At 70.1% G+C, this 8,936-nt stretch carries 8 protein-coding genes; 2 read left to right on the top strand and 6 right to left on the bottom strand.

What is annotated here, in order from left to right; all coding sequences use genetic code 11:
• Positions 1-155: 155 nt before the first annotated feature.
• The 6 genes from QMO76_RS06920 to QMO76_RS06945 all read right to left on the bottom strand — a co-directional run bounded on the left by QMO76_RS06920 (position 156) and on the right by QMO76_RS06945 (position 7,826).
• On the bottom strand, positions 156-1,376 hold the full coding sequence (locus QMO76_RS06920) for an acetyl-CoA acetyltransferase (RefSeq protein ID WP_306360347.1): 1,221 nt from the start codon (positions 1,374-1,376) through the stop codon (positions 156-158).
• A gap of 8 nt (positions 1,377-1,384) precedes the next feature.
• Positions 1,385-3,085: a class I adenylate-forming enzyme family protein gene (locus QMO76_RS06925; protein ID WP_306360348.1), complete on the bottom strand. Its 1,701-nt coding sequence runs from the start codon at positions 3,083-3,085 to the stop codon at positions 1,385-1,387.
• 26 nt (positions 3,086-3,111) lie between these two features.
• A complete protein-coding gene (locus tag QMO76_RS06930) occupies positions 3,112-4,296 on the bottom strand; it encodes an acetyl-CoA C-acyltransferase (protein WP_306360349.1) in 1,185 nt (394 codons plus the stop codon).
• Between the two features lie 113 nt (positions 4,297-4,409).
• On the bottom strand, positions 4,410-5,390 hold the full coding sequence (locus tag QMO76_RS06935; RefSeq protein WP_306360350.1) for an LLM class F420-dependent oxidoreductase: 981 nt from the start codon (positions 5,388-5,390) through the stop codon (positions 4,410-4,412).
• A complete protein-coding gene (locus tag QMO76_RS06940; RefSeq protein WP_306360351.1) occupies positions 5,387-6,847 on the bottom strand; it encodes a carotenoid oxygenase family protein in 1,461 nt (486 codons plus the stop codon). The genes QMO76_RS06935 and QMO76_RS06940 overlap by 4 nt, the downstream gene beginning before the upstream one ends.
• Positions 6,848-6,917: 70 nt before the next feature.
• Positions 6,918-7,826, bottom strand: a complete 909-nt coding sequence (locus QMO76_RS06945) for a helix-turn-helix domain-containing protein (protein ID WP_306360352.1) — start codon at positions 7,824-7,826, stop codon at positions 6,918-6,920.
• A gap of 212 nt (positions 7,827-8,038) precedes the next feature.
• Here QMO76_RS06945 and QMO76_RS06950 point away from each other — a divergent pair, with 212 nt between their 5' ends.
• A complete protein-coding gene (locus QMO76_RS06950) occupies positions 8,039-8,359 on the top strand; it encodes a hypothetical protein (protein WP_306360353.1) in 321 nt (106 codons plus the stop codon).
• A gap of 19 nt (positions 8,360-8,378) precedes the next feature.
• Positions 8,379-8,930 (top strand): YbaB/EbfC family nucleoid-associated protein, encoded by a 552-nt coding sequence (locus QMO76_RS06955; protein ID WP_306360354.1) that lies wholly within the window; start codon positions 8,379-8,381, stop codon positions 8,928-8,930.
• Positions 8,931-8,936 lie beyond the last annotated feature (6 nt).

The following is an 8,936-nucleotide window of genomic DNA, read 5'->3' on the forward strand; positions in this document are numbered from 1 at the left end:
GCTAATCTGCGGGCCGGTGCACCTGATCCTGGTCGGCGGACTCCCGGGATTGTGCACGGCGCTGCGTCCGGCGAACCCGCATCAGGCCGGAGAAGCCGCATCAGGCCGGAGAAGCGCCGTGACAGCGACCGGTTTGTGAGCCGGAAGCGCGCGGTTCACCCGTATGCCTCCACGACGAAGCTGGCGACCGTGGTGGCGCTGCCGCCGATATTGACGGTGGCGTAGCGGCGGGCTCCGGGGAGTTGGCAGTCGCCCGCCCGGCCGGTGACCTGTCGGTAGGCGTCGAGGAGCATGCGGACGCCGGTCGCGCCGACGGGGTGGCCGATGCCGATGAGGCCGCCGCCGGGGTTGATCGGAATGGTGCCGTCGCGGGCGATGTCGCCGGATTCGATGGCCTTCCAGCTCTCGCCGGGCGCGGTGATGCCGAGGTGGTCGATGGCGAGGTACTCGGACATGGAGAAGCAGTCGTGTACCTCGATGCCGTCGACCTCGGTGATATCGGCGAGGCGGGCCCGGTCGAGAGCGTCGCGCACGGTGTGCCGCAGATGTGGAAACACATACGGATCGCTCGCGGCGGCACGGAGTTTGGCGTCCAGCGGAAGGCCGACGGTGCGGTGCCCCCATCCGGTGATCGTCGCGTACGGCACGCCGCGTCGCCGTTCCAGGAACCGATCCGAGACCAGCACGACACCCGCCGCCCCATCGGTCATCTGGCTGCAATCCTGGCGGCGCAACATTCCGGCCACCGGTGGGTTGGCGGTGTCGTCGGCGGTGAAGCTCTCGGCGGTGAACGACCAATCCCGGGTCTGCGCCAGGGGATTGGCGCGGGCATTGCCGATATTGAGTTCGCTGATCGCGCGCAGGTGCGCGGCGTCGAGCCCGTATCGGCGATCGTATTCGTCGGCGACGGCGGCGAACATGGTCGGCCACACGAAGTCGGTGTCCTGCGCCTCGTGTCCGGCCCAGGCGGCGGCCCCCAGATGGCGTGCGGCCTGCGCGCCGGGCACCGTCTTCTCCAGTTCCGCGCCGAGCACGAGTGCGCAGTCGTAGCGCCCGGATTCCAGATCGGACATGGCGGCCAGCGCGGCCATACTGCCGGAGGCGCAGGCGGCCTCGTGTCGGCCGGCGGGCACGCCCCACAGTTCGGGCAGCACGGTGGCGGGCATGCCGCCGAGCTGCCCCTGTCCGGTGAACAGCTGACCGAAGGCATTGCCCACGTGCACGACTCCGACGTCGGCCGCGTCGACCCTTGCGGCTTCCAGTGTGCGGGAGACGGTTTCGGCGACCAGCGCGTCGAACTCCTTCCCGGCACGGTGCCAGTTGACGGCGAAGTCGGTCTGGCTGCCACCGAGGATGTGTACGGCATCGGGGGACATGTGAACTCCTATCTCCGGGCGGCGAGGCTGTCGCGCAGTTCCCGCCGCAGCACCTTGCCGACCGGATTGCGCGGTAGCGCCTCGACGAGCTCGAGCCGTTCGGGCAGTTTGAACGAGGCCACGTCGAGCGCCCGCAGATGCGCCACCAGATCGGCCAGGGTGACCGTGGCTCCGGCGGCGGGAACCACGACGGCGCAGCATTTCTCACCGAGCACCGGATCCGGGTAGCCGACCACGGCCACCTCCGCAACCCCGGGATGGTCGGTGAGCAGCCCCTCGATCTCGGCGGGCGCGATATTCATCCCGCCGCGAATAATGATCTCCTTCGCCCGGTCCACGAATCGCAGATATCTGCCGTCCTCGCCCGCGAGTTCGAAAACATCGCCGCTGCACAGGAATCCGTCGGCGTCGAAGGGATCCGCCGTAGCGGTGCCCGGGAGATAGCCTCCGAACACGGCCGGGCCGCGCAACCGCAGCTCACCCCGGCCGCCGGGCTCGGTCACCGTCTCACCGGTGGTGAGATCGACCAGTTTCACCGCCGTGCTCTCGGCGAGCCGGGTGGACCACCGCGTCCCGGGAGCCCCGTAGCGCGGCAGATGCTGGGCCCGCATGGTCGGATCCGGAATGTCGGCGGGCGCGCCGAGCAGGCATACGCCCTCATTGGAGCCGAAATAGTTCAGCACCTCGATCCCGAACTCCTCCTGCCAGCGGCGCACCACCCCCGGCGGCAGCGGCGCGCCGCCCGAGCCCACCCGTCGCAACGAGGTGAGATCGGTGCTCGCCCGCAGTGCGTCGTTCTGCACCAGCATGGTGAGCAGCGCGGGCGGCATGCTGGTGTGGGTGACGCGGTGCCGGGCGATCTGCCCGAAGAACACCGGCAGGTCCAGCGGGTGGTGCTGCACCAGGTGTCCGCCCACCAGCAGCCACGGCAGGAACGAGCCAGCGAACCCCGCCATGTTCACCATGGGAAAAGGATTGAGCAACACCGCGTCCGGGGTGAGCTGGAGTCCGTCCTGCACACCGCGCGCCATGGCAAGCCAGTCCCCGTGACAGCGCGGCACGCCCTTGGGCGCGGCCTCGGTACCACTGGTCCAGCAGACGGTCACCCGGTCGTTGACCGTGACCGCCAGCCCGGATTCGTAGTCGCGCATCCGCTCTCGCGCCGCCGTGTCCGGCTCATCCAGACCGACAGCGCCGTGCGGCGCATCCGGCCCGAAGGCGAAGACGGTCCGCACCACCTCGGCCGCCTCGAGGGCGAGCTTCCGGTCGGCCAGCCGTCCCACGGTGACGACGGCGGTCGCGCCGGTGGCGGCCACGATGCCGGACAGTTCGTGCCGCCGGTACGAGACGGGCATCGGGGTGGCGACCGCGCCGAGCCGCCACAGCGCGAAGTACACGGCCGTCAGCGCCACCGAGTTCGGCAGCAGGACGGCGACCGTATCACCCTGCCGAACGCCGTGGGCGAACAGCGCACTCGCCAGATCGACGGTGTAGGAGTCGAATTCGCGCCACGAAAGGGTGCGCGGCGCGGCTCCGGTGAGGTCGGCCAGATTGGCCGGATCGCTGACGGCCGCCGCGTCGGGTGTCGCGTCGACCCGCCGCCGCAGGGCCTGCGGCAGCGTCTCCGGTTCCCACCACCCCCGGTCGAGGTAGTGGCGGACGGTCTCATCGGGGTGGCAGGTGAGGATGGGGCGGGGTGACTCGGACATCATTGTTCCTGAGGTGGGAGTGGTGATCAGTGGAGACGTCGCAGCACCATGGCCGCACCCAAACCGAGGGCGGCGGGAATGGTGACGAGCGCGAATTCGCCGTCGGTCCGGGCGAGTTCGTCGAGTGCCTGGGCGATGAGAATTCCTCCGGTCGCGCCGAGCGGATGGCCGACGGCGACCGCGCCGCCGTTCGGATTCACCCGCGCCGGATCGAGCCCGAGTTCGCGGGTGAGCACCAGCGGCGTGACGGCGAAGGATTCGTTGACCTCCGCCACATCGAGGTCGGCGGCGCGGATACCGGCGCGGTCCAGTGCTTTCCGGGCGGCGGTGACCGGTGCGGTGAGCAGCGGGGAGCGGACGGCGGTCTGCGCGGTGCCGACGATCTGGGCGAGGGGTCGGCGGCCGAGGGTATCGGTGGCGGCGCGATTGCCGATGACGACCGCCGACGCGCCATCCGCCAATTGCGGTGCGGTCGCCAGGGTGTGCAGTCCCGCCGCCGGACGGGGAGCGTCCGGCAGGCGGCGTGCGACCCGTGCCCAGCCCGCGTCCTCGCCGAACAGTGCGGGCAGCGCTCCGAATTCGTCGGTGCCCGCACCGGGGCGCGCGCCCTCGTCTGCGTAGAGCAGTACGGTGCCGCCCTTGCGGGCCGGGATCACGGAGCGCGATACCGTGCTCGCGGCGGCTCGGCGATGCGAGGCCACCGCGTAGGAATCGAGTTCGGCGCGGCCGATCCCGTACCCGGCGGCGGTCAGATCCGCGGAGACGCCGATGGTCACGAACCCGGTGCGTTCGCCCAGATCCGCATCGGTGGCGATGGCGGGCCGGTCCGAGAGCATCGGCACCCGCGACATCGACTCGACCCCGCCCGCCACGATCACATCGGCGAATCCGGCCGCCACCCGTGCCGCCGCGCTCTCGATGGCGTCCAGTCCGGAACAGCACAGGCGCGACACCGCCCCGCCCGGCACGGAATCCGGCCATCCGGACCACAATTGGGCGGCCCGGGCGATGTCTCCGGCCTGCTCACCCGTCGCGGTGCTGACGCCGACGAGCACATCGTCCACCACTTCCGGTGGGCAGCAGCGATGTTCGAGCGCCGTCAGCAACTGGCCGAACAGCTCGTACGGTGGCAGCTCGGCGAGGGTGCCCCCGGTGCGACGCACCCGCCCGCGCGGCAGCCGCACCGCGTCGTAGATGTAGGCGTCAGCCACGGGCCACCGCCCGCGTGACGACCGCCGCAGCGTGGAGCGGCTGCTCCGCGGCTACCGCGCCCGGCCGTGAGCCAGTGGACAGCGTCCCGGCGTCTGCCGGTATCGAGCCGGTGTCACACATCCTTCACCTCCGTGAGGATTTCGAGGGTGCGCAGGCCCGCCGGGTCCTCGGCGGTGGTGACCGGGACGATGACCACCTCGTCGGCTCCGGCGCGCCGGTAGGCGGCGATGCGCTCGGCCAGCGTGTCCCGGTCGCCGAACGCGCCCACCGCGTCGGCGAGCCCCGTGGGCACGGCGGCCGCCAGGTCGCGTGGATGCGCACCGGAATGGGCCAGGCGTACGGGCTCCCCGAATCCGGCGGCGGTGAACATGGCGTCGTAGCCGGGCGCGCGCAGGTAGGACACCAGGCCACGGCGCACGCTGTCGTAGACCTCCGGTGTGGGGTCGGCGGCGGCCGTCACCCAGACGGACAGTGCGGGGCGGGGCCGTCCGGCGCGGGCGGAGTAGGTGCCCAATGCCTCGGCGCAGCGGGAAACCTGTTCGGGTGTCACGAGATTGAGTACCGCGCGGTCGGCGGTGCGCGCGGCGGCCGTCAGGGCGCGGTCGCCGAAGGCCGCGACGGTCAGCTCGCATTTCGGGGCGGGCAGGCGCAACCGATATCCGTGCGTGTTCTCGGTTTTCCCGTCGAAGTCCACCTTCGCGCCGTCCGCGAAACCGCGAACGATTCGTGCCGACTCCTCCAGATGCCTTGCGGTGCTGCGTCTTTCCCGACCGTGCCAGTCCCGCACCACCACGGTGCTGGAGGTGCCGAGCGCGATCCCGACCCGCCGCCCGGTCAGCGCGGCCACACTGGCCGCGCCCATGGCGATGGTCGCCGGACTGCGCACGTCCACCGCCAGCGGTCCGATGCACAGCGGAATCCGTCCCGGTGCCGTGCCGATCGCGGTGGCCAGCGCGAAGGCGTCGAAGGTTGCCATCTCGCCCACCCACAGCCGTCGGTAGCCGAGCTTGTCGGCGGTCTCGGCCACCCGCAGCGCGTCCATGGGGTCGCGGTCCTGCCAATACGGCAGGCTGACACTGAGTCTGGTGTTCATGCGACCGGCCGCGCCGCCGCGCGCATGCGTTCCCCGCTCACCCAGGTGGCGTGGAAGCCCAGCGGCACCCGCACCGGCAGCCCGAGCCGGCAGACCGGACCGGCCGCGAGATCGGCGGCGTCGAAGATCCACACCTCGCCGAGTCCGGTGTGCGCATTGTGCGCGAACATGGTGAGCCAGGCGTCGTCCTCCCCGTCGCCATCCGCGCGCGGCACCACGGTCAGCTCACTGCCGAAGATCCCGTCGCCGAAGGGCTGGGTGTGCTTGGCTCCGGTCAGCACGTCGTACTTGATCACCGCGTCGAACAGCATGGTGCGGTCCACCGACAGCCGCATCTGGTACGACCAGCGGCCGCGCCGCCCGGTCAGTCCCTGATCGATGGCGGGGAATTCGGTGTTCACGTCGTCGAGCGGCTCCTCGACGGTCGCGCCGGTCGCCAGATTGAACCGGTACCGGTACAGCGTCGCCTCGGGCCGCAGATACGCCAGCAGCTGCGCGAGCGGATGCGTCCGGTCCGACGCCGGGCTGGGCCGCGCCACCCGGCACGCCACCATGACGATCTCGTCGCCGTCCTCCCAGGCATTGACGGTGTGATAGATGTAGCCCGGCTTCGCCTCGAACCATCGCACCCGCGCGCCGTCCCCGCGGCGCGGCAGCACCGCGAAGCGCGAAGGCAATTCGCGATCGAAGAAAAGCTTGAACCGTCCCGCCGCCGCGGCGCGCGGATCGTTGTACAGCGGCAGGTCCATGAGAATCGACCAGTTCTCGGTGATCGCCATATCGTGCGGCAGTCGCGGTCCCGGCAGTTCGATTCCGGTGTAGTGGGTGACCTGCCCCGACGGGTCCGCGACGCCGTACCGCAGGTAGGGCGCGTGGATTCCGTAGTCGAAGAACACGAACTCCTCGGTGCGCTCGTCGACCTTCGCGTGCGCCGACACCTCGCCCGGTAGCGTGCCGCCGAACTCGTCCGTGCCGCGCGTCTCCAACGTGATCGGGTCCACCGCATAGGGTTTGCCCGCCCGATACCACAGCGCCAGCAGGTTCCCGTGGTGGAACACCACATCGGTATTCGCCGAGTTGCGCTCCCGCCGATCCCCGGCCGGGTTGCCCTCCCACGGCTCGATCACCCCGCGCCACAGGGCGGTTCCCGCCGCTCGCTCGGCCTCGAATTCCCGGGTCCGCACATAGCGATTGCGATAGGTGGCCTTCCCGCCGTCGAAATGCACCGCATGCAGCATCCCGTCCCCGTCGAACCAGTGGTAGCGCCCCAGCGGGGCGAACTGCGGGTTCGGCCCGTTGCGCACATACACACCGTCGAGGTCGGCGGGCAGTTCCCCGGCCAGCACCGGCAAGTCGGTCGCGGTGACCTCCTCGGCCGTGGGCGCGTACGGACCTTCGAGATAGGGATTCGCCAGGGCCTCGGCGGCCGGTGCGATGAGTTCTTCCCTGAGCGTCATGGGAGTGCCTCCGAATGCGGCCGGGTAGTCCCGTCCGCGTATCACTACAGTTAATGAAGTGATACGCGTCTCACTCTTCCGTGTCAACCCCCGGCAAGGGCTCGAAACGCACGGCCGTGCGCCCCAGCCGCGCTTCGCACCCTCGACAGCGCAGCGCGGGCAGCAGCGTCTCCCCGCAGTCCAGATGCCGTATCCGGATCCCGGATTCGGGCCCCTCCGGATGCGCCAGATCCGCCCAGGCCAGCAGAAACGCGAACACCCCGAACAGGCCCCGCCCGCGCGGCGTCAGCCGGTACTCCCGCCCGCCCGCGTCCTCGGGCCGCCACAGCACCCCCGCCTCGCACAATCGGGTCAGTCGCTCGGTCAACGTGGTCGGCGACATTCGCAGCACGTCCCGGAACTCCCCGAAGCGCCGCACCCCCGCCAGCGCCAACCCGGTCACCGCGGCACTCCAGCGGTCCCCGATGGCCTGCATGATCTCGTCGAACCGCACATCCCCCCGTGCTCCGACGGCGCCCCGCGAGGACCGCCGCCGCCCGGAGGTCAACTGCCACAGCGCATCCCCGGCCAGCTCGACCGCCGTATCGTGAGTGGTGACCCCGCGCCCGCACCCGTGGCACATGAGCATCGGCGGCCCCCGATGTCCGCAGGCCCCGTGCACGAACTCCGGCAGCCGCGCCCCCTCCTCGGTCCACTCCCGCTGCCACGCCCACACGCACACCAGAATCTCCCAGGTGGCGAGCCCGAGCTCGGTCAGCCGGTACTCGTACCGATCCACCGTCCCCGCCCGCGGCACCCGCGCCAGCACCCCGGCATCGACCAGCGCGCCGAGCCGTGCGGTCAGCACCGCGGGCGGGGCTCCCGTGTAGTCGAGCCACTGGTTGAATCGGCGCGCCCGCTGCGTGAAGGCGTATCGCAGGATCGTCAGCGTCAGCCGATCACCGAGTAGATCGAAGGTCGCAGCCACCGGATTGCTCACCGGTCAACGGTAACAGTTGCGATTCGTTAACTGTACTAACTGGAGTGAGGGCGGGGTGGGGGACCGCGCCGGTCATGCCGGTTCGCCCGTCGTCCACCACTTGTTCAAGTTCGGGATACGAACGATTCGCTCTTGGCTGCCAACGTCTTCGGAGTACGAGTCGAGCGGGGGAGCAGCCGGGCGCCCACGCCAGCATGAGAGGAGTGGAGTCCATGTCGCAACCCCTCGACTTGGAGGCTTACGAGGATCTGCTGCGCAAGGCCGCGCTGGCGACGGGCGAAGTGCGGGATCGGGTGGACACCGTACTGACCACGTTGCAAGGCGCGCTGAGCGGCCGTGGGGCGCCCTGGGGCGACGACCAGATCGGTGACCAGTTCACTCAGGGCGAGGACGGCTATTTCGAGACCCGCAAGGACTTCTTCGAGAGCCTGACCAACATCCGTACCACCTTCGCGAACTTCTCCACGGGCCAGACCGAGGCGGCCGACAAGTTGGAAGCACAGGAACTGGCCAACCGCGATACCTTCCGGTGACCGGGAAGTGATGCGCCCCATGGTGAATGAACAAGCGCGTGCGGAAATGCTCTCCGTCCTGGGCGATGTGCGGGAGCAACTGCGAATGATCGCTCGGATGCAGCAGGACCGGGCGCGGCTCACCGCGAGCGCCAGTGTGCGCAACAAGCGGGTGACCGTCACGGTCAATGCCGACGGCGTGGTAGTCGAGACGAAGTTCGGTCCGGGAATCGATGAACTCGGATACGGCGAGATCGCCCGTGCCGTCACCGAAGCGGCCCAGCAGGCTGCGGCCGAGGTGGCACGACGGGGTAGCGATCTGCTGGCCCCGCTGCACGACCAGCGGGCGCGTCTGCCCAAGCTCACGGATCTGATCGAGGGCATGCCCGATATCGCCGATGAGGTCCCCACGCCGATGCCCGCGCCGCTCACCAAGCCCGATGGGACCGAGACGGATGATCCCGTGTCCGCCGAGGGCGGCACGGTCTCGGCGGATGCCGATGATGCCCAGCCCGTAATGCTTTTCACCGATGTGGAGTCGCGCGATCACGACCGCAAGCCCGCGCACGGGGTCACCGAATCCAGCTGGTGACCGCGG

The organism is Nocardia sp. CC227C, assembly GCF_030767025.1.
GTDB lineage: Bacteria > Actinomycetota > Actinomycetes > Mycobacteriales > Mycobacteriaceae > Nocardia.